Annotated in this window: 23 protein-coding genes; 10 read left to right on the forward strand and 13 right to left on the reverse strand. The window is 68.5% G+C overall.

The window, feature by feature from the left end; translation table 11 throughout:
* Window positions 1–1,197 (forward strand): cupin domain-containing protein (locus tag OO014_RS12740; RefSeq protein WP_272462699.1); only part of this gene is annotated, 1,197 nt, incomplete at its 5' end.
* Window positions 1,198–1,289: 92 nt separating this feature from the next.
* Here OO014_RS12740 and OO014_RS12745 read toward each other — a convergent pair.
* The 9 genes from OO014_RS12745 to OO014_RS12785 form a co-directional block, all read right to left on the reverse strand.
* The gene (locus OO014_RS12745; RefSeq protein ID WP_272462700.1) at window positions 1,290–2,465 is read right to left on the reverse strand and encodes a choice-of-anchor L domain-containing protein; all 1,176 of its coding nucleotides are present in this window, start codon (window positions 2,463–2,465) and stop codon (window positions 1,290–1,292) included.
* Between the two features lie 495 nt (window positions 2,466–2,960).
* Window positions 2,961–3,872, reverse strand: coding sequence for a type II secretion system F family protein (locus tag OO014_RS12750; protein ID WP_272462701.1), 912 nt, complete (start codon window positions 3,870–3,872; stop codon window positions 2,961–2,963).
* Window position 3,873: 1 nt separating this feature from the next.
* A complete protein-coding gene (locus tag OO014_RS12755; RefSeq protein WP_272462702.1) occupies window positions 3,874–5,658 on the reverse strand; it encodes a type II secretion system F family protein in 1,785 nt (594 codons plus the stop codon).
* Between the two features lie 170 nt (window positions 5,659–5,828).
* On the reverse strand, window positions 5,829–7,223 hold the full coding sequence (locus OO014_RS12760; RefSeq protein ID WP_272462703.1) for a CpaF family protein: 1,395 nt from the start codon (window positions 7,221–7,223) through the stop codon (window positions 5,829–5,831).
* Window positions 7,220–8,386, reverse strand: a complete 1,167-nt coding sequence (locus OO014_RS12765; protein WP_272462704.1) for an AAA family ATPase — start codon at window positions 8,384–8,386, stop codon at window positions 7,220–7,222. The genes OO014_RS12760 and OO014_RS12765 overlap by 4 nt, the downstream gene beginning before the upstream one ends.
* Window positions 8,383–9,165, reverse strand: a complete 783-nt coding sequence (cpaB, locus tag OO014_RS12770) for a Flp pilus assembly protein CpaB (protein WP_272462705.1) — start codon at window positions 9,163–9,165, stop codon at window positions 8,383–8,385. The genes OO014_RS12765 and cpaB overlap by 4 nt, the downstream gene beginning before the upstream one ends.
* Before the next feature lie 38 nt (window positions 9,166–9,203).
* Window positions 9,204–10,481 carry a pilus assembly protein TadG-related protein gene (locus OO014_RS12775; RefSeq protein WP_272462706.1) on the reverse strand — a complete coding sequence of 426 codons (1,278 nt, stop codon included), beginning with the start codon at window positions 10,479–10,481 and terminating at the stop codon, window positions 9,204–9,206.
* Entirely contained in the window at window positions 10,469–10,876 is a 408-nt protein-coding gene (locus OO014_RS12780; protein WP_272462707.1) for a TadE/TadG family type IV pilus assembly protein, read from the reverse strand. Before OO014_RS12780 ends, OO014_RS12775 begins: the two co-directional genes overlap by 13 nt.
* Before the next feature lie 68 nt (window positions 10,877–10,944).
* Complete coding sequence (locus OO014_RS12785; protein ID WP_272462708.1) at window positions 10,945–11,130, reverse strand: Flp family type IVb pilin; 186 nt, start codon at window positions 11,128–11,130, stop codon at window positions 10,945–10,947.
* Window positions 11,131–11,371: 241 nt separating this feature from the next.
* Here OO014_RS12785 and nhaA point away from each other — a divergent pair, with 241 nt between their 5' ends.
* On the forward strand, window positions 11,372–12,706 hold the full coding sequence (nhaA, locus tag OO014_RS12790) for a Na+/H+ antiporter NhaA (RefSeq protein ID WP_272462709.1): 1,335 nt from the start codon (window positions 11,372–11,374) through the stop codon (window positions 12,704–12,706).
* On the opposite strand, the gene OO014_RS12795 is transcribed toward nhaA, so the two are convergent.
* Entirely contained in the window at window positions 12,694–13,617 is a 924-nt protein-coding gene (locus tag OO014_RS12795; RefSeq protein ID WP_272462710.1) for an alpha/beta fold hydrolase, read from the reverse strand. The genes nhaA and OO014_RS12795 overlap by 13 nt on opposite strands.
* Before the next feature lie 181 nt (window positions 13,618–13,798).
* On the opposite strand from OO014_RS12795, the gene OO014_RS12800 reads away from it, so the two are divergent.
* The 4 genes from OO014_RS12800 (at window position 13,799) to OO014_RS12815 (ending at window position 16,743) form a co-directional block, all read left to right on the forward strand.
* The gene (locus OO014_RS12800) at window positions 13,799–14,236 is read left to right on the forward strand and encodes a YbhB/YbcL family Raf kinase inhibitor-like protein (RefSeq protein WP_272462711.1); all 438 of its coding nucleotides are present in this window, start codon (window positions 13,799–13,801) and stop codon (window positions 14,234–14,236) included.
* A 192-nt stretch (window positions 14,237–14,428) separates the two neighbouring features.
* On the forward strand, window positions 14,429–14,935 hold the full coding sequence (locus OO014_RS12805; protein ID WP_272462712.1) for a phage holin family protein: 507 nt from the start codon (window positions 14,429–14,431) through the stop codon (window positions 14,933–14,935).
* A 21-nt stretch (window positions 14,936–14,956) separates the two neighbouring features.
* Complete coding sequence (locus tag OO014_RS12810) at window positions 14,957–15,868, forward strand: alpha/beta fold hydrolase (protein WP_272462713.1); 912 nt, start codon at window positions 14,957–14,959, stop codon at window positions 15,866–15,868.
* Window positions 15,869–15,870: 2 nt separating this feature from the next.
* Entirely contained in the window at window positions 15,871–16,743 is an 873-nt protein-coding gene (locus OO014_RS12815) for a serine hydrolase (RefSeq protein ID WP_272462714.1), read from the forward strand.
* A 277-nt stretch (window positions 16,744–17,020) separates the two neighbouring features.
* Here the strand turns inward: OO014_RS12815 and OO014_RS12820 are convergent, their stop codons facing one another.
* The 3 genes from OO014_RS12820 to OO014_RS12830 all read right to left on the reverse strand — a co-directional run bounded on the left by OO014_RS12820 (window position 17,021) and on the right by OO014_RS12830 (window position 20,785).
* On the reverse strand, window positions 17,021–18,256 hold the full coding sequence (locus OO014_RS12820) for a S8 family peptidase (protein WP_272462715.1): 1,236 nt from the start codon (window positions 18,254–18,256) through the stop codon (window positions 17,021–17,023).
* Window positions 18,257–18,458: 202 nt separating this feature from the next.
* The gene (locus OO014_RS12825) at window positions 18,459–19,133 is read right to left on the reverse strand and encodes a response regulator (protein WP_272462716.1); all 675 of its coding nucleotides are present in this window, start codon (window positions 19,131–19,133) and stop codon (window positions 18,459–18,461) included.
* On the reverse strand, window positions 19,130–20,785 hold the full coding sequence (locus tag OO014_RS12830) for a sensor histidine kinase (RefSeq protein ID WP_272462717.1): 1,656 nt from the start codon (window positions 20,783–20,785) through the stop codon (window positions 19,130–19,132). Before OO014_RS12830 ends, OO014_RS12825 begins: the two co-directional genes overlap by 4 nt.
* 105 nt (window positions 20,786–20,890) lie before the next feature.
* Here OO014_RS12830 and OO014_RS12835 point away from each other — a divergent pair, with 105 nt between their 5' ends.
* From OO014_RS12835 to OO014_RS12850, 4 genes are read left to right on the forward strand one after another with little or no spacing between them, the layout of a single operon-like run.
* Window positions 20,891–21,937 carry a Bug family tripartite tricarboxylate transporter substrate binding protein gene (locus OO014_RS12835; RefSeq protein ID WP_272462718.1) on the forward strand — a complete coding sequence of 349 codons (1,047 nt, stop codon included), beginning with the start codon at window positions 20,891–20,893 and terminating at the stop codon, window positions 21,935–21,937.
* Between the two features lie 2 nt (window positions 21,938–21,939).
* Entirely contained in the window at window positions 21,940–22,467 is a 528-nt protein-coding gene (locus OO014_RS12840) for a tripartite tricarboxylate transporter TctB family protein (protein ID WP_272462719.1), read from the forward strand.
* Window positions 22,467–23,990 carry a tripartite tricarboxylate transporter permease gene (locus OO014_RS12845; protein ID WP_272462720.1) on the forward strand — a complete coding sequence of 508 codons (1,524 nt, stop codon included), beginning with the start codon at window positions 22,467–22,469 and terminating at the stop codon, window positions 23,988–23,990. Before OO014_RS12840 ends, OO014_RS12845 begins: the two co-directional genes overlap by 1 nt.
* Window positions 23,987–24,379, forward strand: coding sequence for a universal stress protein (locus tag OO014_RS12850; protein WP_272462721.1), 393 nt, complete (start codon window positions 23,987–23,989; stop codon window positions 24,377–24,379). Before OO014_RS12845 ends, OO014_RS12850 begins: the two co-directional genes overlap by 4 nt.
* Window positions 24,380–24,411 lie beyond the last annotated feature (32 nt).

Raw genomic sequence — 24,411 nt, forward strand, 5'->3', positions numbered from 1 at the left:
CCCCCCCCCACGGCCCTGTCCCGCTTGATCTCGGTGCCGGTGGCGGAGTTCGCCACTGACTACTGGGGGCGGCAGCCGCTGGTCTCTCGGGCGGCGGATCTCGCTGGTGGGCTCGAGGATCTCTTCTCGCTGGACGCGGTCGACGAGCTCGTGTCTCGGCGAGGGCTGCGGACTCCGTTCGTGCGGGTGGCGAAGAACGGGCAGACGCTGCCCGACTCGGCCTTCACTGCCGGCGGTGGTGTCGGGGCCGGCATCTCCGACCAGGTCAGCGACGACAAGCTGCTCCGTCTCTTTGCCGACGGCGCGACCATCGTGCTGCAGGGGCTGCACCGCACCTGGGCGCCGATCACCGACTTCGTTGCAGCGTTGGGCGAGGACTTGGGGCACCCAGTCCAGGCCAACGCGTATGTGACGCCGCGGCAGAGCCAGGGCTTCAACGACCACTACGACGTGCACGACGTCTTCGTCGTCCAGGTCGCTGGCGAGAAGCACTGGCGCATCAGGCCGCCGGTCCGCGTCTGGCCGACTCGGGACCAGCCGTGGACGTCCTGTCGCGAGCGCGTCGAGGCGGCTGCTGGTGAGGCGCCGCTCCTGGACGTGACCTTGCGCGCGGGCGACTGCCTCTACCTGCCCCGCGGCTTCCTCCACTCGGCCACCGCGACCGAGGAGGTCAGTGCTCATCTGACGCTCGGCGTCCACACCTGGACGCGCGTCCACCTGGCCGAGGCGCTGGTCGCTGAGGCGATGCAGGCGCTGGTCGAGGTCGAGTCGCAGCGGGCGCCATTGCCGTTGGGTGTCGATGTCGGCGAGTCAGACGGGATCGCGGAGGACGTGGACCGGCTACGCGACGTCCTCGCCGGGCTGGTCGCGGGCATCGACGCCGAGCGCGTCGCGGCCCGGCTCGGCCGCCAGGCTCGCGCGGCGGCCCGACCTGGGCCGATCAGCCCGACCGCCCAAGCAGGCCGGGCTCGGCTGCTCGGGCCGGACGACACGATCAGGCTGCGCGGCTTCCTGCGGCCCGTGCTCGTCGACGGCCCGGACGGCGGCACCGTGATCGAGAGCAGGTCCGGACCGATGACCGTCTCGGCCGCCGAGCGTGGTGCACTCGAAGCCCTGCTCACGCACGGCGAGGCCCGCGTCTCCGACCTCGGCCTCGACCTGGCCCGTCGCCTGCTCAACTCCGGCCTCGCGACCTGAGCAGTGCCCGACGCGACCGCGGGCCAGGAGTCGGCCTGACACACAGACGTCCTGCCCCGTGGACGCCACGGGGCAGGACGCTGCGACGGGACTCAACCCTTGTGAACGGTGATGTTGCCCTTCTTGAGGCTGCCCTCAGTGAGTGACCAGACCGTGAGGCCTCCGCCATCCTTGATCACGATGGAGATGGTGTCGGCCGGACCCTTCTTGGCGGTGTTGCCGTTGCGGTTGTCGACGACGGACACCTCGAACGTGTAGCCGTCCACCCCATTGAGCCGCCCCGTGCCCGACCAGGTCGCGGTGTTGTCGACGACCGACAGTGAGTCGACTGCGTAGCCGTGGAAGCGGTCGCCCGTCGTGTGGTCGTTGACCTGAAGGTTGCCCCGCAGGCCCTGCTCGTCCTTGATCACGGTCGTGCCGAGCGAGGCGCGCCCGCCCGCGATCGAGACCTCGCCACCGCCGGTGACCTTGCCGATGCCACTGGGTGGCGTCGTCGAGAGCGAGCCCTGCTCGAGGAAGACGCCGCTGTCGAGGATGTAGTCGCTGGAGTCAGCGATGGCGAGCTTCATGTGGTTCGGCACTCCGGTGTTGACCGGCGCCATGCACGTGAGTGGAATGGTCAGCCCATCGAGCTCCGTTGCGTACGGGTTGGGGCTCGCGGTGTTGTCCTTGTAGAGGCTGGCGTTGGTGCCGTTGTTGACCGAGTTGATGGTCACCGGCAGCGTGCCACCCGGCACTGCTGGGTCCGGAACGACGGCGCAGTTGGTGCCGTTGACGAAGAAGGCGAACACGTCGTTGAACTGCGTGTTGACGTATTCGTTGTACTCCTCGGAGCCGAAGACGTAGCGGAAGTACACGGTGTCCGCGTTCGGCGTGAAGTCGAACTCGAGCACGGAGGCGTCGAACGTATTGAAGCCGGACAGGGTCGAGAGGTCGGCATCTCCAGCCGCGTAGAAGGCGGTCGTCGTGCCGGTGCTGTCGTTCGTCGGGCCCGCGGTGTCGGCGATGTTGCCGCTGCTGAGCGCTACTCCCGTGTCGAAGCCGACCGAGGTCGCGCCGCCCGAGAAGGTGCCGCGGGCAGTTGCGTCGCCCGTCGCCGTGACGTTGGAGATGACCACGCCGGGGCCGACCAGGGTTTGGGCAATCTGAGCCGCAGTCAGGGTGTTGCCGTCCACCGTCCCGGTGACAGCTGAAGCGCTGGTTGCCGTGCCCGCAAGAATGAGGGCCGAGAGCCCAATGAGGGCGGGCCGATTTCTGGAAATGCGCATGAAGAAAAACCCCTTTGCAAATGGTGCCCAAAAGCGGCAGACGGAACTCTTAACTGATTCCACGCAGACTCGGGACAGGGCGGGTCGCCGTGACACGACGGCCATCTCGAGCCCTAGCTCCTCCCCGAGCTTCTGACCTGCCGTCTGGACATCAAGTCCGCTGATCCAGATTCGAAGCGCCGGAGAAACCTGTCAAGCGGAACCGAGAAACTGGGGTAGTTGGTCCGAATTCTTCTGCCGGCTCCTTGAACTGGACGTGAATTGCCAGCAGCCCTTTGGAAAAGGCGTGAAAGAATCATGTGATGCACGTCACCTTTCGCAGGACTCTCGGGGTGGCGAAAGAGTTTGGACTTTCGACGTCATATCGGGAGAAACAGGAGATGTTCGCTTTCGCGCACTGCTCCTCGTCCGTCGGGATGCCGACCCGGCAGCCGGCCACCTCGTCAACGCGGGCGTGGCCAGGTGACTCAGCCCAGCGGCATACGGGGCTGCGGGTCAGAAGCGGCTGAAGGAGTCGATGATTCGGATGGCGCCGGGTCCGATGATGACGATGAAGAGCACTGGGAAGATGCAGATCACGAGCGGGAAGATGATCTTCACCGTCACCTTCTGGGCCTGCTCCTCTGCCTTCTGTCTGCGCACGAGACGCATGGTGGACGTCTGCTCGCGCAGCACCGTGGCGATGGGCAGACCCAGCCGGTCGGCTTGCACCAAAGCGGTGACGAAGTTCTTGACCTCCGGCAGCGGCACTCGTTCACCCAAGGCCGAGAACGCCTCGCCACGTGACTTGCCGATCTGGATCTCGGAGAGCACTCGAGCAAACTCGCCCGCAATCGGCCCTTCGACGTTGCGCGCTACCTGCAACAAGGCCGCAGAGAACCCCTGCCCCGCCTCGACGCAGACCGTGAGCATGTCCAGCGCCTCGGCCAGTCCCTTCGCTGTCTCCTGCTGGCGGCGGAGGGACGCGTTGTACAGCATCAGATCCGGGGCATGGAAGAGCAGCGCACCCAGCGCGCCTGCGAGCAGCAGGCCTCTGAGGCTGAGGCCCCCGTACAACAGCCCCAAGGCCATCCCCAAGAGCAGCCCAGCGCCCTTGAGGCCCAGGATCCGCTCCACCGTCCACAGCGGCGGGTTCCCGGCACGATCCAGCATCCTCGCGAGACGCTCTGTCGTGCCGGACGGCGACAACCCCACCGCCAGGCGTCGCATGGACCTGAAGAACGGTTCGACGAGTCGATCCCGGGCAGGCAAATCCGCCTTGGCGACCGACCTCGCGGAAACCGTCTGGTCAATGAGCGACAGCGACTTGGCCACCCCCGTGACGCCAGTGCTGCCGGTGACGAGGACGAAGGCCCCGACAAGGATCGAGGTGATGACCAGTCCGAGACCGACATACAGGTAGGTCACGTCACACCTCGATCTTGACGACTCTGCGCATCCACACGATGCCCACGAGCAGGATGATGATTCCGAAGACGATCATCACGATGCCGAGCCCGGTGGTCCACAACAGACTGATGTAGTCGTAGTTCACCGCCATCATGTAGAGCAACATGCCGATGGGAAGCGCGATCAGGATGTACGCCGAGAGGCGCCCCTCTGCCGAGAGGGCTCGGACCTGGCGGAACAGCGACTCGCGCTCACGCAGCGTGTTCGCCGTCGTCTGAAGCGTTTCAGCCAGGTTGCCACCAACCTCGCGTTGGATCCGGATCGCCATGATGGTCCACCGCAGTGCCTTGCTGTCCATCCGGTTCGCGGCGTGCTCGAGCGCGTCCGCGACGTCAGTTCCGATCCGCGTCTCAGCGAGAGCTCTGGAGAACTCCTTGGCCGCCGGCTCGGCGGCATCGCGGGCCACCGCATCGAGGGACTGCGGGAGCCCGAAGCCACTCTTCAGGCTCGTCGCCACGAGCATGAGGACATCAGGGAGGATGCGTTCGAACCGCACCGCCCGACGCTGCGCGAGGAACCGGAGGACCAACGGCGGCAACAGGGCCCCGAGTGCAAAGCCGAGGGCGGCGAAGACTACCGGCGCCGCCCGACCCAGCACGAAGCCCACCGCGGCACCACCGATGGAGGACGTCGCGTGCAGCACGAACCAGTCACCCGCGCGCAGGGGAAGGTCAGCTCGTTCAATGTTGGCGATGACCCAGCTCCTGCCTCGACCCTCCGTCATCACCCGGTCACCGAAGGCAGTGAGCTGCTCGGACAACGGCGCTGAGTGGCTCTTGTTCTCCGAACGTGAAATGACGTTGGGGCCGACGACAAACTGGTCGATGGAGTCGAGACGCCGCTCCTTCGCGGTCTGCAAGGACGGCACGAGGGATGCTCCGACCAGACCGAAGAGGCCGAACGCGATCAGGCCGGCCGCGAGAAGGGGGTACCACGACGTGACCGGCTGGGTTCCTGGCACAGGGACGACGGCACCAGCAGCCGGCGGCGGGGTGTCCGCTTCGTCTGCCGGCGGGGCCGAGGTCAGGGTAACTTCCTGGCTGGCGGTGAAGGCCGAACCGCCCGCTCTCCCCCGGACCTCGAGGGTCTTGGCTCCGAGAAGTCCGGCAGTGCCAGTGATGACGAAGGTCGCTTGCGTGTCCAAGGCCTTCGCTGAGGCCTCGAAGGCTCGGGTGACCTCCTGCGTGTTGTCAGCGGATACGACGGTGCCTCCGTTGGCTCGCGCAAACCCTTGGAGAGCCGGGGTCGCGTCAGGGTCTTCTGAGCGGAAGCGGACGACGTCGACCCTGATCCCGGCCGACCGCAGCCGAGAGGTGACCTGGGTGAGATCCTGAGTAGCGTTTCGACTGACGGTGTCGGCCCCGTCGCTGAGCAGAACGATGCTCCGGTCACCACTTCGGCCCAAGCCGTTGACTGCGCTTCGCATCCCTGCATAGAGCGTCGTATCTCCGTCGGAGACGAGCCCGTTGACGACGGACTGGACCTTCTTGCGGTTCGTCGTCGGCGCGAGGTCCACTCCCGCCGTGTTGGCGAAGGAGACGACGCCCACCAGAACGTCCTCGGGAGCTGTCCGCAGGTAGGCCGCAGTCGCGGCCCGCACGACCTGCATACCATCGCGACCCATCGAGCCACTCGTGTCGATGACGAGCATCGCCTTGCGGACCTGCGTCCTTCCTTGTCTCACGGCGATGGGGTAGTCGACCCCGTCGATGGTGGCGACGAGGGAACCCGGGTCCACAGTCACCCTGCTCTTGCTCCGGAACGTCAGGACTCCGGTTACCTCGCCGTCGCGAGAGCTGACCCCGCTGACGGAGACCGAAATTGGATCTGCCGCCACAGCCGGGGCGCTCGTAACGCTGACCGAGGCAATGAACGCCGCACCCAACGCAATGAGTCGGCCCACCGCACGACGACTCACATCAGGCCCCGAGCAAACAGGTGGAGGGGGAGCTCGATGCCGAGATCGGCAAGGTCCTGGGTGAACTTCGGACGGATGCCTGTTGGCACAAGCTGTCCCCGGAACCGGCCAGCCTCGTCGCGCCCAGCACCGTAGTCAAAGGTGTAGATGTCCTGCAGAGTGATGACGTCGGACTCCATTCCGACGACTTCGCTGATCTGCGTGATCCGCCGGGAGCCATCCTTGAGCCGGGCTTGCTGCACGATCAGGTCGATGGCACCGGCGGCCTGCTCCCGGATGGCCCGAACTGGCAGATCGACGCCCGCCATGAGCACCATCGTCTCCAGTCGTGACAGGGAGTCCCGGGGGCTGTTCGCGTGAACCGTCGTGAGGGAGCCATCGTGTCCGGTGTTCATGGCCTGGAGCATGTCGAGGGCGGCGCCATCTCGGACCTCACCGACGATGATGCGGTCAGGACGCATCCGCAGCGAGTTGCGGACCAGGTCGCGGATCGCCACAGCGCCGCGTCCTTCGATGTTGGGCGGGCGCGCCTCGAGTCGCAGCACGTGATCTTGGTGGAGCTGGAGCTCTGCGGCATCTTCGATCGTCACGATCCGCTCGTCACCGGGGAGGAAAGAGCTGAGGACATTGAGGGTGGTCGTCTTACCCGAACCCGTACCGCCCGAGATGACAATGTTGCGCCGACCCAGCACACAGGCGCGGAGGAAGTCACGGACGCCGTCGGAGAAGGTGCCGAACGAGATGAGGTCCCGATCGGTGAACGGATCTGCGGCGAACTTCCGGATCGTCAACAGGGCCCCGTCCAGGGCGATGGGAGAGATGACTGCGTTGACCCGGGACCCGTCGGGGAGCCGCGCGTCCACCATCGGGCTCGACTCGTCGACCCGGCGTCCGACCCGGGCGACAATCTTGTCGATGGTGCGGCGGAGGTGGGCCTCGTCGGAGAACACCGCCTCGACGGGGAAGATGCGCCCGCCGCGCTCGACGTAGATGTCCGCCGGTCCATTGACCATGATCTCCGTGATCTCGGGGTCGCGGAGGTAGGGCTCCAAGGGCCCGTGTCCCAGGATGTCGTCCGAGACGTCCTGAGCGATTCGTGACCGGTCCGCCAGGGAGAGCGGCGTTTCCTCTGAGTCGATGACCTCTTGCAGGGTGGTGCGCACCCGGGCCGCCAGTTCGCTCTCCTGCAGGTGCGGGTCGTAGAGCCGCGGGCCCAACGAGTCCACGAGCGCCTGATGGACTCGGTTCTTGACCTCTCCGAACGGGTCACCTCCACGCCGTTTGGTGGGGCGCTCCGGCTGACCAAGCTGTCGCTCCGGCTGCTCGTGACGGCCGTAGGCGTTGATCTGGGCCATGCGTGCGGCGTCGAGCCGGTCCGCCAAGTTGCTCATTTCTTGCTCCTCAGCAACCCGAAGGAACGTTTGGCGCCGTTCTGCGTGACGTCACCGAACCGAGCTCGGACCTCCACGTCAGCGATGGACCGGATGGCCACCGCGACGGGGGATCGCGGCTCGTCCAGCACGATGGCAACGCCTCTGTTGATCGAGGAGGGCACGGACAGGCTGGTCGGGATGTGGGATGTGATCGGGTGCTTGAGGGCCGACTCGACGTCATCAGGCTTGAGCCCGACCTTGGCATCGGCGCGGTTCACGACGACCACTCGGTTCTCCTGCGAGGCACCCAGGGTGTCGAGCGTGTTGATCGCGATGCGCAGGTTCTTGACCGCAGGAATGTCCAACGTCGCGATGAGCAGAGTCAGATCGCTCAGGTCACACGCGGTGAGGACGTGCTCGGTGAGGTTGGGCGGTGTGTCGACGAAGACGTAGTCGTAGTGCTGGCGTGCCACGCGCAGCAGTTCCTCGACGACGGCGGCCGGCACGCGGTCGGCGTCCCCGGGGTCCGAGGGTGCGGCGATGACGTGGAGCCCGCTCGACTCGTGGGTGATGACGACTGAGGTCAGGGCCTGCTCGTCCAGCCGCCCCTGCATGGCGCTGATGTCGCGCATCGAGTGGACCGGCGCCAGCTGGAGGCTGATGGCCACGTCACCGAACATCAGATCCAGGTCGATGAGCAGAGTCTTCGCACCCACTGAGGCGACGTAGGCGGCAAGGTTCGTCGCCAAGGTCGTCTTGCCGACCCCTCCCTTGGCGGAGAAGATCGTCACGACCTTGCCGCTTCCTGGTGCGTGCTCCTGGCCGCTCAGTTGCCTGGACAGTGTCAGGCTACGGCGGACCGCGTCGGCGAGAGTCGCCTGGTCGTCGACCTGAACGACCTCGCGGACGCCGCTCCGCAGCGCTTGGGCCAACACCGTCACGTCGAGACGGTGCCGGAGCAGGATGACGCCGAGCTCCGGGCGATCGATCCGCTCGAGCTCGGCCAACGAACACGCCGCCTCAAGGTCCACGTCTGGCCCGATCACGATGAGGTGGTGTCCCGTCCCCTCCTGTAGGGCCTTGCTGATCTGTCCGGCCGAGTAGGTCTGGAGGACATCGACCCCCAGTGCATAGCGATAGGTCTCCTCGGCCCGGGGATCGAGATCCCACAGAATCGTCACGGCGCGACCGATCCGAAGATGGTCAGGTCGTTGACCTGTGCCTTGGTGTCGAGCTTGACGTCGGAGCCGCGGAGCGCCGCGTAGAGCTCGTACTCGTTGATGGCGTGGATGAGGCGCGGCGCATCGTCCGGCTCGACCGCCACCGTCACGAGGAAGCTCGGCGTGCGGCTGCTGCCCTCTTCGTCGCCCTCCGACCGTTTGGGTGCGGACAGAGCCGTCTCGCCCATGCCGATGACGAGGACGTCGCCCAGGAGCAGACTCGTGCCCTTCACGTCGTTGTCATTGATCTGCTTCGAGCGCTCGTCTTCGCCCAGCATCTTGATCTTGTAGGAGGAGTAGATCGCGATGTGCGACCCGGGGGTGACGAACTTGCCCACACGAGCCGGATCGGACAGCTCGACCGATACTGCGAGCATCCCGGACGGCACCTCGATCGCCTTTGCTCCGACAGGGGTCGTGCCGAACCGGGTGGCGATGAGGATCTCGCCCGGCTGGATGTCGGTGAGCGCCAGCAGCGTGTTGTTCGTCTCGTCGACCTTCGGCAGGGCCCCCACTGGGACGGCCTTCGCCGCGACATTGGTCTCGACGATGAGACCCGTCCGCTCGGCGTCCTTGAGCGTCGTGCCCGAGGCGATGAGCTTCTCCGCGAGAAACACCTTCGTGGGCTGGGCCTCGGCGATGGCCCGCGCGTCGGCGTTCTTGGCATAGCTGAAGACCAGCAGGCCCCCAGCCAAAGCCAGGACAACGGCGACAAGAATGGCCAGGATGCGTCGGTTCATTGCTTCTCTCGGTGGTTTCAGGTTGGAGCGAGGTGGGATCAGCCAGCGGGTCGGATGACGTAGGCGCCGAAGTCCGGGCCGGTCCCGTCCGGGTCGATCTCTGCGTCGGAGAGGACACCCTTGAGGAACCAGCCGTAGATGCACCGGTCCCCTCCGCCGTCGCCGCAGCTCGTGTGGCCGCCGCTGGGCAGGATGCTGTCCTGGTGCAGTCCGCTGAAGTAGTAGCCGCTGACGTAGAACTTGGCCCATCCCGCGAGGTGGTACCACGAGTTGGCTCCGCCTGAGTCCTTCTTCTCGGGGTTGCAGACCCCCTCCGGCTCAGTCGGCTTTGGCCCTGTCGGCGTGGTCTTGCTGGAGATGATGCAGTCGAAGACAGGAATGGACACCGCGGTGCCGACGAGACCGGGAAGGATCGACTGGCAGTCCTGGGGGACGTCGTTGCCGGTGTCGATCTGGACCCAGTCGTCCGTCGTGACCAGTGCCTTGCACTCGTCGTTGGCCACCCAGCCGAAGCCGCCTGCCGTGTCCTTGCCGTTCCAGTCACAGCCTTGGTCGCTGTCGTTGGGGTCGTGCAGTCGGACGACGAGCTCACGAGACGGGTCGGGCCAGTCGTCAGCCGTCGGGCCGTAACCCGGCTTCGGGCCGGAGGGCTGCTCCTCGACCCAGTCGGTCCCACCGGAGGTGTGCGCCTCCCACTCACAGGTAGAGATCGTCAGCGGGATCGACGCTGAACCGGGAGGACCCCAAGCGGCGCGGGCGCAGGCCGTGACATCCGCGCCGGCGTTGCCGGTGAGGATCTGCGAGAAGTAGGCCGGCAGGATCGTGTCGCCGTTGCGTGCACTGCGAGAGTAGGTCTCGACGTAGGGAATCTCATTGCCCTTCAACCAGGCCGGCAGGGGAGGGCACTCGGCAAGGTCGGCGAAGTTGGCATCCGATCCGGCAGAGGCGCACAACGCAGCGTCAAGGGCTGCGTTGCCCGTGTTGCGGCCGCAGGCGCCGAGCGGGTACTCGCGCACGTCGTAGGTCGACTCGTCATCGCTCGGCGTGTTCCCATCGAGCAGGCTCGCCCACTCCGCGGGATCGCACTCGGCTGAGGTGCCTCCTGCGGCGCACGCCTGAGCCAGCGCCAAGGCCGTGGCGTCCGCGCCGTTCTGGAGCTGGCGGCGCTCGAACATCATGTTCCCGATGTCGACCGTCAGCGCCAGCATCCCGATGACGACGCCACCGGCCAGGAACACCCCGAAGAGAACGGCAGCGGCGCCCCGCTCGCCGTGGCCCATGCGCGGGAGGAACCGGGGTCGAGTCAGCTTTCGCACTGCATCACCGCTGTCGAGGAGAGAGTGTCGGTCAGGACGTTGCCGGCCTGGATGATGTTCATGGCCGGCTCGAGCAGGATCCAGTCCATCGGCATGCTCGCCGTGACGGTGGTCGCGGTGACGCCGCCGCCACACAGCACGACGGCCACGTCGAGGTCGGGCACCGCCGGTGCGGAACTGGCCGCTCGGGCGGTGATGTCGGCGACCGAGCCATCGCTGACGATGGATGCGCGGGCACCTTCACGAGCCGCGTTGGTGAGCTGGATCTGGTAGAAGAAGGCGCGGCCGAAGTCGACGATGCCGGCGAGCACGAGGAACATCAGCGGGAAGATGATCGCCATCTCCACCGCCGCCGCCCCGCGATCACTCCGGTGACTGCCCAGCCAGTGAGCCATTCCTACCCCCCATTTGTGGGGGCTTGGTAGATGGCTCGCGGGCCACCTACCAAGCCCCAGTGAATCGATCAGCCCTGGTCACCGCCAAGCTGGTCCTCGACCACGTTGAAGGCAGCGAGCAGGTCAGTACCGAGGAAGCCGATGACGACGATCAGCACAGCGATGATGAGGGCGATGAGGACGCCGTACTCGACGGCGGTCGCACCCTCCTCGCGGCTCCGCAGGGTCTGGAGCTTGGCAGCAAGCTTGGTCATTGTTTCCTCCACAGGACGGAAGGGCCCACCCGATGTGTCGCCCCCACGGCGAGGAACTTATGGGCCGGATCCCGCCCCTGTCCCGGGAATCGAAAAATTTAGCCTTCAATGTCCGGATTGCGGTGGTCGCACGGCCACCCTCCCCCGCGTCAGTAGACTGGCTGCGGCTTCCGACGACGTGAGCCGTGGTGTGCCGGGAAGTCTGGTCGGCGTCCGATGACCCATCTGCCCTGAGGACGACATGACGCTTCTGCCCCGCCAGCCCGGCCGCATCCTCGGACGAGGTACGTGGCGTGAGTCCCGGTACGTCGCCGACATCCTGCGCCAGGAGACCGTCGGCGGTGCGTTGCTCCTCATCGCCGCGGTGGTCGCGATCATCTGGGCGAACTCCCCGTGGCGCGACGCCTACACCGGCCTGCGGGATCTGACCATCGGCCCGCACTCGCTGCACCTCGACCTGACGCTGGGCCAGTGGGCCGCCGATGGCCTCCTCGCCGTCTTCTTCCTCGTCGCCGGCATCGAGCTGAAGCGGGAGTTCGTGGCCGGCGACCTCGCCGACCGTCGCAAGGCGGCCCTCCCGATCGTCGCCGCCGCCTGTGGCGTGGCCGTCCCGGCGATCCTTTACGTCGTCACCGCCGCCCTCGTGGCCAGCGGCGACGACGCGAACCAGCTCAGCGCCATCATGCGTGGCTGGGCGATCCCGACGGCGACGGACATCGCGTTCGCGCTCGCTGTCCTCGCGGTCATCGGCACCCACCTGCCGAGCGGCCTCAGGTCGTTCCTGCTGACGCTCGCCGTCGTCGACGACCTCATCGCGATCACGATCATCGCGGTCTTCTACACCGAGTCCCTCAACCTGCTCTGGCTCGCCGCCGCGATCGTCCCGCTGGCTGCGTGGCGATTCCTCCTGCAACGCAAGATCACCAACCCCTTCATCCTCGCGGTTCCCGGCATCCTCGCGTGGGCGTTCGTCCACTCCAGCGGGATTCACGCGACAGTCGCCGGTGTCCTCCTCGGCCTTCTGGTGCCCGTCAACCGTGCGGTCGAGGACGACCCTGACCAGCACTCGCTCGCGGAGCGACTCGAGCACAAGATCCGCCCGTTCTCAGCAGGATTCGCGGTGCCGGTGTTCGCCTTCTTCGCCGCCGGTGTCACCATCGTCGGCGGCGGGTTCACCGCAGCCCTCACCGACCCGGCTGCCCTCGGCGTCATCATCGGCCTCGTCCTCGGCAAGCCGATCGGCATCTTCGTCAGCACCTGGGCGATGTCCCGCTTCACCCGGGCGGAGCTCGACAGTGAGCTCGCCTGGACCGACGTGTTCGGCCTGTCACTCCTCGCCGGCGTCGGCTTCACCGTCAGCCTGCTCATCGGCGACCTCGCCTTCGGGGTCGGCTCCGAGAGAGACGACTACGTCAAGTTCGCCATCCTCTTCGGCAGCCTCGTTGCCTCGCTGCTTGCAGCGATCGTGCTGCGCCTGCGCAACCGGGTCTACCGGCGCATCCACGAGGAGGAGAGCCGCGACACCGACCGGGACGGCGTCCCCGACGTCTACGAGGGCAAAGGTCAGAGCGACTGACTCGCAGCCCCGCGGGCCGCAGCCGCGCGCAGCCGCGCCCCCACCACGGAGACGACCCAGCGCAGCTCCTCGATGATCCGGTCCGGCGCCTCGTACGGCAGCAGGTGCCCAGCAGACCGCAACGATACATACCGGGCCTGCGTCAAGGTCATCGTCATCGCCCGCGACCGGGCGGGCGGCGTCACCCGGTCGTGCCCACCGACCATGATCGAGACCGGCAGCCGCATCAGCGGCTCGAGCCCCGAGCGGACGTCGGCCGAGCAGAAGGCGCGATACGCCGCACGGAGCACGGCCGGGTCTGTCCCCTTGAACGCAGCCTGCACGGCCGCAACCGCCTCCGGCTCAGCCACCTCCCCGAACAGGACCTCACGGAGGTTCCCGGCCCGCACCGGCGCCTCCTCCCCGGAACCAGCCCCGGCCAGTCGCAACCGACGCCCCAGACCGACCCGACCAGCCTCCTGCCCCAGCCGCACGTCCACGGCCGCTGTCGAGACGAGCACCGCCCCCACCACCCGACCCCGCGCCCCGCCCGCCCCCGACTCCCCCAGGTAGGACAGACACGCCATCCCGCCGAGCGAGTGCCCGACGAGGATCACCGGAGAGGCAGGCGGCACGACGGCCCGCACGACAGCGCCCAGATCCCGCCCGAGATCCCCAGCGCTCAACGAGTCCAGAGCGGCCCGCCCCACCCCCAGCGTCGACGCCCCGTGCCCCCGCTGGTCCCAGGTCACGACGTGCAGGCCGGACGGGGCCAGCCGGGCGACGACCGCGTCCCAGCTGGCCTGGTTCAGCCCCCAGTCGTGCGCCAGCACCACGGTCGGCGCCTGCGGCACCGTCCCGGGACGCGAGCGAACCGTCACCGCAAGACCGACCCCGTCAGCGGTGGTCACGGTCCGCTGCTGCCGCTCCATCCCTGTCTCCCCCTGCTCACCCCGGTGTGAAGCCCGTGGCACACGGTATTGCCTCGCCCCCGCCCCACGGGCCCGCACGCCCTCCAGTTTTCCGACCCGGCTGGCCCCTTGACCCAGCAAGGGCCAAGATCGAAGAGACGACAAGGCCAGACGCGCCACCACCGCACCCAGGGAGGTCCTGATGAAGCTCAGCTCGTCCACCTTCGCCGAAGGTGAGGAGATCCCGCAGAAGTACGGCAAGCGAGCGCAGAACGTCTCCCCTCACCTGACGTGGACCGACGGGCCGCCCGGCACGAGGTCCTACGCCCTCACGGTCGTCGATTGGCATCCGGTCGCGAGGGGCTACATCCACTGGATGGTCTGCGACATCCCCGCGACGACCACCACCTTCATGGAGGGCGCCGCCTCCCGCGGCCTGCCCGAGGGCAGCCGCCAGGTCCGTCCCTACGCCGGCCCGTTCCCGCCGGCCGGGACGCACGACTACGAGTTCACGCTCTATGCACTCGACATCGCGACCCCCAACATCCTGCCGGACGCCACGCTGGATGACTTCAACGCCGCCGTCGCCTCCCACACCCTCGCCACGGACACGCTGACCGGTCACTTCACCAAGCGCTGAGCCAGCCAGCCCCCTGACAACAACGGGAGGCGCCCGACGACACGGGCACGCGGAGCCAGCTCAGCGGCATACGGTCTGATGTGGGTAAGGGTCCCCCGGGTGACCGCCACGCGCGTCGCCCGGAGCCGCCCTACACCCAGCACAGTAGGGTGGCAACAGATAGAGCAGCCGATCACGTGGAGGAGTGAGCCGATGAGCACGGACCCCCGGCAGGAGAGGACGCTCGGGCAGCTGGTCGCGTCAGCGACACAGGACATCTCGACGCTGGTCCGCGGGGAGATCGCGCTGGCCAAGGCGGAGGTGTCCGGCCAGCTGAAGAAGGCCGGCAAGGGCGGTGGGCTGCTCGCCGGCGCCGCGGTCATCGGCTTCTACGCCGTCTACTTCGTCTTCACGACGCTCGTCGAGGTCCTCGACATCTGGCTCCCCCGCTGGGCGGCGTGGCTCATCATCACCGTGCTCATGCTCCTCATCGCCGGGATCCTCGCCATGATGGGCATCCGCAAGATGAAGACCGTGGAGCCCAAGCCGACGAAGGCGATCGCCGAGGCCGAGCAGACAGTGGCCGCGCTCAAGGCTGCCACCGCCAACCCCGGCACGATGTCGCCGGCCCCGCGCCCCGAGTGGGATCGGCCCGCGACGGCCACGCTGCCGGCTGGGACCCCCGTCACCAGCAACGGCGACGCCCCCCGCAACTCCTGATCCGACCGCTACCCTCCCCTCATGCCGGTCGACGCTGCCTTCGTCGAGATCGACGGACCCTGGCAGCACCGTTACGTCGCCGCCAACGGCGCACGCTTCCACGTCGCTGAGCTCGGGGACGGGCCGCTCGTGCTCCTGCTGCACGGGTTCCCGCAGTTCTGGTACGCGTGGCGTCACCAGATGGTCGCGCTCGCCGACGCCGGCTACCGGGTGGCGGCGATGGACCTGCGTGGCTACGGCGGGTCCGACAAGCCGCCGCGCGGCTACGACACCTACATGGCGACGCTCGACGCCGCCTCGGTGATCCGCGCGCTCGGGGAGACCCAGGCGACGGTCATGGGGCAGGGGCTCGGCGGCTGGGTCGCCTGGTCGATGCCGGTGCTGCGTCCCGACGTGACGACGGCTGTCGCTGCCCTGTCGATGCCCCACCCGCGCGTCATGCGGCGGGCCTCGTGGCTCAACCGCAGGCAGCGCGCCGCTTCATCCTGGATCGTCCGGCTGCAGTGGCCCTTCGTCCCCGAGCGGGCGATGGCGCGGTCGCACCGCTACGTCGAGGGGCTGCTGCGCGAGTGGTCGGCGCCCGGGGGGCCCTTCCCGTCGGATGAGGACGTCGCTCGCTATGGCGACGGCATGATGATCCCGTTCGTCGCGCACTCGGCGTCGGAGCACTACCGCTGGCTCGGGCGCTCGCAGCTGCGCCCCGACGGGCCGTTCTTCATGCGGCGGATCCGACACGCCATCCACGTCCCGGTCCTCGAGCTGCACGGCGCCGAGGACCGGTGTGTCCTGCCTCAGTGCGTGCGTGGGTCCGAGCAGTACGTCGCCGGAGACTACCGCACGGTGACGATCCCGCACGCGGGGCACTTCCTCACTGAGGAGGCGCCTGACGTCGTCTCCGACGAGCTGATCCGCTGGTTGAAGTCCGTTCAGTAGCAATGTCGCTCACGTTCGAGTTCCCTTCTGACGTTCGGTGGGCGGTGGCCCTCCGCATCCACGGCAGTCGTATGCCGCTGAGCACGTCCCACGCGCACGTGCCCTTGCGCACCGCCTCAGTCGGCAAGCTCCTCCTGCTGCTCGCGGCGGCTCGCCGGGTGGCCGACGGTTCCATGGACGGCGGGGTCCTGCTGCGCCGGGCGCCCGAGGACTTCGTGCGGGACTCGGGGATCTGGCACACGATGACGGTCGACGCACTGCCGTTGGTGGACGTGGCGGCGCTCATCGGTGCCGTGAGCGACAACCTCGCCACCAACGTCCTGCTTCGCTTCATCGGGCTGGAGGAGGTCGCCTCCGCCACGGCTTCGTTGGGTCTGATGCGCACCGCGCTGCACGACCGGGTGCGTGACTCGCGTGGGCCCGACGACCCGCCTGCGCTGTCGACCGGGACGGCGCTCGAGCTGTGCTGGCTCGCCGAGCGGCTCATGCGCGGTTCGGCCATGGGCGGGGAGGCTGACCGGCTCGTGCGCGGGTGGCTGTCGGCGGGCGTCGACCAGTCGATGGTGGGGTCCGCGTTCGTCGAGCATTTCGGGGTGGACCCGCTGGCGCACCACGACTCGATCGGTAGTGAGCTGGGCTTCTGGAACAAGACCGGGACCCAGCTGGGCGCCCGGGCCGACGTCGGCTCGGCCACCTGGGACGGGCGCATGGTGTCGTGGACGGTGATTGCGAACTGGGCGCCGGAGCGGGACCGCGCGCTCGGGGCCGCCGTCCTCCGCGGGATGCGGGACGTGGGCGAGTGGGTCGTCGACGCACTGGCACATGCCGGATCGCATTCAGTTGAACCGGCAACTTCGAGCGGAGGGCAAACCTAGACTCCGGAACATGCGCAGGTCAGGGGCGTTCGGACATCGGCTTCTGGATCTACAGCGTCGACAGCGAGGGCCTGGGCCTGGTGACTGGCAACACCTACCGAGGTGACGCAGCGCTCGGAGGAAAGCCAGCGCTCGACGCCTGGGAGCTGTCACAGCCGGTCGAGTGAATGTGACCGGGAGCGACTGCCAGCTTCGGCTCCGTGCCTGCTCACCACGTCGAGTGGCCCCGGTGTGCACAGGCCTGTGCATGCCGGGGCCACTCGAGTTCTGGGTGGGATCAGAAGCCGGCGACGTTGAGGAGGGGCTCCTTGACCTTGTCCTTGTCGTCGACGTTGTTCCAGTTGAGGTTGCCGGCGTTGATCAGCGCGGACTGAACCGTCGCCGGGGAGGCCGACGGGTTGCTCGCCTTGTAGAGGGCCGCAGCACCTGCGACATGGGGAGACGCCATCGACGTGCCGGAGATGGTGTTGTAGCCGCCGCCCTTCCACGTCGAGTTGATGCAGACGCCGGGAGCGATGATGTCGACGTCAGCGCCGTAGTTGGAGAAGTTGGCGAAGGTGTCGTCGACGTCGCTGCGGCACGTCGCCGCCCCGAGGCCTCCAGGGACCCCGTCGAAGTCGGCGAGCGCCGAGACCGTGATGACCTCGTCGTAGGCCGCGGGCACCGCGCCCTTCGAGTCGACGGCGGAGTTGCCCGCTGCGACGGCATACGTGACCCCGGCACCGACCGAGCGGCAGACGGCGTCGTGCAGGGCGTCACCGGTGGTGCAGCCGCTGCCGGCGGGCTCGCTGCCGCTGCCGCCGAGGCTCATGTTGGCGACCTCGATCGTGCTGGCGCGGGCGGTCACCCAGTCGACGCCGCAGATGATCGAGGACCAGGACCCGCTGCCCTGGTTGTTGAGGACGCGGACCGCCCAGATGCGGGCGCCGGGAGCAACGCCGACCACGCCGTTGGCGTCGTCCTTGGCGCCGATGGTGCCGGCGACGTGCGTGCCGTGGCCGTTGCCGTCGTCGTAGCCGCGGCCGGTCGAGCAGTTCGTGCCGCCGACGACGTTGAGGTCGGGGTGGTCGATGTCGACGCCGGTGTCGATGACGGCCACGTCCACGTTGACGGAGCCGGTGCCGTCGCCGGACCGGGCACTGCTGAGCTCGCCGTCGATCCGGTTGATGCCGGTCGGAACCGTCTGCGCCGCGATGGAGACCTCGCGGTCCGGGGTCACGGAGACGACGCGGGAGTCACGCGCCACGCGAGCTGCGGCCGTCGCCGACATGTGCGCGGCGTAGCCCTTGATGGAGTACTGGTAGACGTGGTCGACGCTCGCGCCCTGCGTGCGCGCGTGCTCGGAGGCGACGGCTCGGGGTGATGCCGAGTCTGCGAGGAGGACGATGTAGGAACCCGGGATGACACCGGCCTCTGTAGAGGTATTGGTGGCCTGGGCGCTGGTGGGCGCGACGGCCAGGCCACCGAGCAAGAGGCCCGCAGCGGCAACGCTGCCGAGTGTGGTTCTGCGCATGGAGACTCCCTTGGGACGGCCCGCCCCGGTCGGGGTGGGATTGGAGGAAATCTACGTTCGACTCCGTCGCCTGTCCTGTTGAAACTGAATCTCTGGTTCGAGGTGGGGATCGACTACCAGTCGTCGAGAGATACCTCGAACGCGCAGAAGGGAGGGGAGGGAGGGCAGCGGGAGGGGAGGGAAGGGCAGAGGGAGTGCAGGGTCAGCGGGGGCGATAGCGGCGCTCCGGCCGGCCCGTGGCGCCATACCGCAGCGACACCTCCGCCACCCCAACAGCCACGAAGTGCTCCAGGTAGCGCCGGGCACTCACCCGGGAGATCCCGACCGCCTCCGCGCACTCGGTCGCCGACAGCGTGTGCGGGGCCTCCCCCAGGGCCCGCTGCACCGCTTCAGCCGTCTCCGCGGACAGCCCCTTGGGCAGCGAGGCCGCAGCCGGCCGCCCCACTCCGGTGGACGTGAAGGCGGCGTCGATCTCCTCCTGCGTCAGCTCCCCGGCGCCGACCGCGCGAGCCCGCTCAGCGGCATACGACCTGAGGCGTTGCTCGAGGTCGGCGCGCGCGAAGGGTTTGAGCAGGTAGCCGACCACCCCGTGCCGCACGGCCGCGCGCACCGAGTCGGCCTCCTTCGCGGCGGTGATGACGAGGACGTCGCAGGTCTCCCCCGCCGCCCGCAGCCGGGTCACCACGTCGAGGCCGAAGATGTCGGGCAGATAGAGGTCGAGCAGGACGAGATCCGGCTTGAGCCCAGCCACCAGCTCCAGAGCCTCAGCCCCCGAGCTCGCCGAACCGACGACCTCGAATCCCTCCATCCCAGAGACGAACCCACGGTGAATCCGCGCCACCATGAAGTCGTCATCGACGACGAGCACCCGGATCATCGCGACTCCTGCAGGGCCGGCTCGACGGTCAACCGGGCGATGAAGGTCGTGCCGGCCTCCGTGCGCTCCACCTCGACCTCACCGCCACGACGCTGGCAGATCAGCCGCGTGAGGGCCAGGCCGATCCCGCGCTCACCGGCCTCGGCGGCCTTCGTCGTGAAACCGTGCGTGAAGACCTCGGTCACCAGCTCCGGGGCGACACCCGGCCCCGAGTCAGAGACGACCACCTCGACCGTGCTGCGCGGACTGCTCGCGTCCTGGTGGATCGCCAGCTCGACCCACCGGTCGTCGCCCCCGGCGGTGGCAGCGGCGTCGATCGCGTTGTCGACGAGGTTGCCGACCACCGCGGACAGGTCCGCCGAGTCCTGCGACGAGATCCTCCCGAGCGCCGTGTCATCCGAGACCCGCAGCTCGACGCGCCGCTCGGTCGCCTGGGCCGCCTTGGCCATGACCAGCGCCGACACCGCCGTGTCCTTGATCCGGCGCGCCAACGTCAGGTCGAGCTGCGCCCGGTGCTGGCTCACCGAGTCGACGTAGCGGACCACCTCTTCATACTCCCCGAGCTGGATGAGCCCGGAGATCGTGTGCAGCTGGTTGGCGAACTCGTGCGCCTGCGCCCGGAGCAGCTCTGTCGTGCTGCGGAACGACCCGATCTCCCGCTCCAGCGCCGCCAGCTCGGTCCGGTCCCGCAGCGTCGTCACCGAGCCGAGCGGCCGCCCGTCCTTGGCGACCTCCATCCGGTTCATGACGAGCACCTTGCCGCGGCGCAGCACGACCTGGTCCCGCTCGTCGCCCGTCTCGCCGAGGAGCACCTCGCGCAGCCGGGGCCCGATCGGCAGGTCCGACATCGACATCCCCACGGCGCGCTCCGGCAGGTCGAGCAGGCGCTGGGCGACGTTGTTGACCAAGGTGATCCGGTTTGACGTGTCCAGAGCGACGACTCCCTCGGCCAGACCGAAGAGCATCGCCTCGCGACTCTCCGCCAGCCCCGTGATCTCGTGCGGCTCCAGACCGAGCGTCTGCCGCTTGAGCCACCGCGCGAGGACCCACGACCCCAGGCCACCGAGCGCCAACGCGATGCCGAGATAGGTCAGCAGGTAGGACGACGCCCCACGCAGCCGGTCGACGATCGAGGGCATCTCCACGGCGACCAGCACCGTGCCGAGGCGGGTCCCCGGCGCCGGATCCGTCGGCTGAGGCAGGTCGCGCGACGGGGAGAAGAGCACCGGCGTCTGGGCGACGAGCATCCGCCGCCCGCCGAGCTCCATCGCCCCTGTCCAGCTCGCCCCCTCGCTGACCCGGGGCGACCCGAGCGGCAGCGCCTGCTCCTCGGCCGTCGGGTCGGACGAGTCCTTGACGACCCCGTCGGCGTCCGCGACGGACACGAGGGCGAGGCCGTACTGCGTGATCGCCCCCTGCACGATCGTCGGCAGGCCGTTGACGACCTGCGGCGGCGCCAGCTCCTGGCGCACCAGCGGGTGGCTCGCCAGCTGCTCGGCGATGGCGAAGACCCGCCGGCCCTCGGTGCGGGTGAACGTCGCCTCCGACTGCGCCAAGGACACGAAGGCGACCGCGACCAGCACGGTCAGCAGGATCGCCATCTGGGCGACGAGCAGCTGCCCCGCAAGCGTGAAACGACGCAGTCGACGCATGACCACAACGAACTCAACCTTCATTGATGACACAAGAGCGACACGGCCTCGTGGCGCGGGCACGATCATGCCGTTCCACCCCCAGAACCGAAAGAGGCCTCAACGATGAGAGCACAGTCCACCGCCCGCAAGGCGTCCCTGCTCACCACGGGCATCGCCGTCGCGGCTCTCGCCCTCTCGGCGTGCGGCGCGACCGCGGACGACGCTGACACCGCGCCGGGTGCCGGCGCCACCGGCGGCACCGGCGGCAACGCCGCACCTGCGTCGGGCCTGCAGATCATGGTCCCCAACTCCCCCGGCGGCGGCTACGACACGACCGCCCGGACCGTCGCCAAGGTCATGGAGACCGAGAAGATCACCGGCACCGTCCAGGTCTTCAACCTCCCGGGCGCCGGCGGCACCGTGGGTCTCCAGCGCACCGTGAACGAGAAGGGCAACGGCAAGCTGGCCATGCAGATGGGCCTCGGCGTCGTCGGCGCGGCCTACACGCAGAAGTCGCAGGCCACCCTCAACGACACGACCCCGATCGCCAAGCTGATCGAGGAGGCCGGCGCCATCGTCGTCTCCAAGGAATCGCCCTACACCGACATCACCTCGCTCATCGACGCGTGGAAGAAGGACCCGTCGAAGGTCAACGTCGGCGGCGGCTCCTCGCCGGGCGGCCCGGACCACCTGCTCCCGATGCAGCTGGCCAAGGCCGTCGGGATCGAACCGACGAAGGTCTCCTACATCTCCTACGACGGTGGCGGCGAGCTGCTCCCGGCCATCATCGGCAACAAGATCGCCTTCGGCGCGAGCGGCTTCGGTGAGTTCCTCGACCAGGTCAAGGCCGGCGAGGTCAAGGTCCTGGCCGTGACGAGCGAGGAGCGCATCGACGCCCTGCCCGACGTGCCGACCCTCAAGGAGTCCGGTGTCGACTTCGTCTTCACCAACTGGCGCGGCATCGTCGCCCCGCCGGAGATCTCCGACGCGGACAAGGCCGTGTGGGTCGACGCCCTGACCGCGATGCACGACTCGCAGGCGTGGAAGGACGAGATGGAGAAGCGCGGCTGGACCGACGCCTTCGTCACCGGTGACGAGTTCGGCACCTTCCTCAAGGAGCAGGACACGGCCGTCGCCGAGATCCTCAAGAACCTCGGGCTGGTCAGCTGACCATGTCGGACCCCCAGGTGGACACCACCGGTGCCGCCGCGACGACCCGCAGGGACCGCGCACAGTACGCCGTGTGCGCGGCCCTTGCGGGGCTCGGCGTGCTCCTGCTCGTCGACGCAGCGCGCATCCCCCACGTCACGAGCAGCAACGACCCACTCGGCCCGAAGCCCGTGCCGATGGTGCTCGGTGTGCTCCTGATCGTCGTGGCCATCTTCTACGCCATCGACGTGTGGCGCGGGGGCGTCGGTGAGGCAGAGGCTGGCGAGGACGTGGACCTCGGCACCCGCGCGGACTGGAAGACCGTCGGGCTGCTCGTCGTCGTCTTCGGCGTCAACGCCATGGTCATCGACACGCTCGGCTGGGTCATCAGCGGCTCGCTGCTCTTCTGGGGCTGCGCCTTCGCCCTCGGCAACCGGCACCACGTCCGTGGTCTGGCCTTCGGCATCACCCTGTCCCTGATCACCTTCTACGCCTTCGCCATTGGCCTGGGGGTCAACCTCCCGGCCGGCATCCTCAAGGGGATCCTCTGATGGACAACCTCAGCAACCTCATCGAGGGGTTCGCCAACATCCTGACGCCGCTGAACCTGCTCTTCGCGCTCATCGGTGTCACGGTCGGAACGGCCGTCGGGGTGCTCCCCGGCATCGGGCCCGCCATGACGGTGGCCCTCCTCCTGCCCATCACCTACGGCCTCGACCCCACCCAGGCGATGATCATGTTCGCCGGCATCTTCTACGGCGGCATGTACGGCGGCTCGACCACCTCGATCCTGCTCAACACGCCCGGCGAGTCCGCCTCAGTGGTGACCGCCCTCGAGGGCAACAAGATGGCCAAGGCCGGGCGGGCCGCCCAGGCGCTGGCGACTGCGGCGATCGGTTCGTTCGTCGCGGGCACGATCGGCACCGCCCTGCTCGTCCTCGTCATGCCGCAGGTCGTTGCCTTCGCGATCGAGCTCGGCTCCCCCGAGATGCTCGCGATCCTCCTGGTGGCGTTCGTCGGTGCGAGCGCCGTCCTCGGCTCGTCCCGCGTACGCGGCTTCGCCTCCCTCCTGATGGGCTTGACGATCGGGGTCATCGGGATCGACTTCGTCACCGGCCAGCAGCGCCTGACCTTCGGCAGCGCACAGCTGGCCGACGGCATCGACGTCGTCGTGGTCGCGGTCGGCATCTTCGCCGTCGGCGAGGCCCTCTGGGTCGCCGCCCACCTGCGCCGCAAGGCCGGCACGGTGATTCCGGTCGGCCGCCCGTGGATGGGCCGCGAGGACTGGCGGCGGTCGTGGAAGCCGTGGCTGCGCGGCACCGCGTTCGGCTTCCCGTTCGGCGCGATCCCCGCAGGCGGCGCCGAGGTCCCGACGTTCCTGTCCTACCTCACCGAGCGGCGGCTCGCGAAGCGGCCGGAGGAGTTCGGCCACGGCGCCATCGAGGGCGTCGCCGGACCGGAGGCCGCGAACAACGCGTCGGCCGCGGGCACCCTCGTGCCGATGCTCGCCATCGGCATCCCGACCAACGCGACCGCGGCGATCATGCTGTCAGCCCTCCAGGGCTGGGGCCTGGAGCCTGGCCCCTTCCTCATCGAGAAGCAGCCGCTGCTGGTCTGGACGCTCGTCGCGAGCCTGTTCATCGGCAACACGATGCTGCTCCTGCTCAACCTGCCCCTGGCGCCGATCTGGGCGAAGCTGCTCCAGATCCCGCGGCCCTACCTCTACGCCGGCATCCTCTTCTTCGCGACGATGGGTGCCTACGCGGTCAACGCTCAGCCGTTCGACCTGTTCCTCCTGCTGGCCCTGGGCCTGGTCGGCTTCATGCTGCGCCGCTTCGGGCTGCCGGTGCTGCCGCTCATCATCGGTGTCATCCTGGGCCCGCTGGCCGAGAAGCACGGCCGGCGCTCGCTCCAGCTGTCCGGCGGCGACCTCAACGGTCTCATCGGCGGCCCGGTAGCGTGGGTCTGCTACGTGATCATCGCCGGTGTCATCCTGTGGCCCCTCCTCGCCAAGGTCCTCCCCGGCCGGCGTCCCCACGACCGTGACCACACCCCAACGGAGGTCTCCGCATGACGATCGTCGTCGGCTACATCCCGACCACCCAGGGCGAGGCAGCCATCACCGCCGCGATCGCCGAGGCCCGCGCGCACGGCGACTCGCTCCTCGTCGTCAACATGTCCCGCGACGACAAGCTCGTCGACGCCCATCGGGCCGAGCCGGAGGAGCTGTCCCGCGTCGACGCGGAGCTGACCGAGTCCGGCGTGCCGCACGAGGTCCGCGTGGTCGACCACGGCACCGACCCCGCCGAGGCCATCCTGCGCATCATCGGTGAGGTCGACGCGCGGATGCTCGTCATCGGCCTGCGCCACCGCACCCCGGTGGGCAAGCTCCTCCTCGGCTCGACTGCCCAGCGGCTGCTCCTCGACGCGAGCTGCCCGGTCCTCGCGGTCAAGACCCAGTAGCCGCAACACGCCCCGCACCCTGCAACGCACCC

Origin of the sequence: Intrasporangium calvum (assembly GCF_028446585.1) — a bacterium.
Taxonomy (GTDB): Bacteria; Actinomycetota; Actinomycetes; order Actinomycetales; family Dermatophilaceae; genus Intrasporangium; species Intrasporangium calvum_A.